Origin of the sequence: Mesorhizobium sp. M7A.F.Ca.US.005.03.2.1 (genome assembly GCF_003997795.1) — a bacterium.
Classification (GTDB): domain Bacteria; phylum Pseudomonadota; class Alphaproteobacteria; order Rhizobiales; family Rhizobiaceae; genus Mesorhizobium; species Mesorhizobium ciceri.
The window spans coordinates 1-1,178 of record NZ_RZRP01001277.1; the positions used below are offsets into that span (position 1 = coordinate 1).

A 1,178-nucleotide genomic window follows, 5' to 3' on the forward strand; every position below is an offset into this window, starting at 1 on the left:
GGTTCATTCTGCAGTCCCCAACGTTTCGGCCGCCAGCCTTCGGCTGACCTTTCCGGTATCGGTCTTCGGCAACTCGCGGCGGAACTCGATGAGCTTCGGCACCATGAAATCCTCGAGATGAACGGCGCAGTAGCGAATGATGTCCCGCTCGCTCAGGGTCTCGTCCGAGAGAACGACGAGGGCGGCAATGGCGTGGCCGAGCACCGGATCCGGCACGCCGGTCACCACGGCTTCCACGATGCCTGGATGGGCGTGCAGCACAGTTTCGACTTCCTTCGGGGCGACCTTTTCGCCGCGCGTCTTGATGATGTCGTCCTTGCGGCCAACGAAATAAAGGAAGCCGTCCTCGTCCGTCCGGAACAGGTCACCGGTGTGGAGCCGCTTTTCCCAGGGATGCGGCCCGGGACGCAGCATCTGCTCCGTGGCCACGTCGTTGCGCCAATAGCCCTGCATGACATGCGGGCCGCGGATGACCAACTCGCCCGCCACGCCCGGTGGCACGCGGTTGCCCTCATCGTCGACGACGATCGCTTCCGTGTTGGGAATAGCGATGCCGACGGAACCCGGCCGGCGGTCCAGCTCCTCCGGGGGCAGGTAGGTGCAGCGCTTGCATTCCGTCAGACCGTACATGGAAAAGAGCCGTACGCCGGGGAACAGCTCGCGCAGCCGGGCGATATGCACCGGCGGCAGGGCGGCGGCGGTGTTCGAGATATAGCGAAGGCTCGGCAGGAAACCCGGCGCCAAATCGCGCATCTGCAGGATCAGCGCCGCCATCGTCGGCACCAGCGGGAAACCGGTGACCTTCTCGGCGCGGATGCGCTCGAAAATGGCCTGCGGAAAGGCGAATGATTTTTCGAGGACGAGCGTCGCGCCGAGCTTCGTCGCCATCAGCAGTTGATAGAGGCCGTAGTCGAAAGCCAGGGGCAGGACATTGAGGATGATGTCGTCACGGGTGTTGCGCAGATAGGTCGTGATGGATTCGGCCGCGGCATCGATATTGCGATGCGTCATCATCACGCCCTTGGGGCGGCCGGTGGAGCCCGAGGTGTAGATCAGCATGGCGAGGTCGATATCGATCCCGCCATGGCGAATGGGCACGGGCGCGACCTTGAGACAATCCTCGAAGGAGGCAGCGCCATCCGGCGTATGGCTGGATGGCGCTTGCGTAGACGCGACGA

At 63.8% G+C, this 1,178-nt stretch carries 1 protein-coding gene; it reads right to left on the bottom strand.

The window, feature by feature from the left end; translation table 11 throughout:
• Nucleotides 1-3: 3 nt before the first annotated feature.
• Nucleotides 4-1,178, bottom strand: a 1,175-nt coding sequence (locus EN991_RS36990) for an AMP-binding protein (protein WP_127370565.1), incomplete at its 5' end; no start/stop codon positions are given.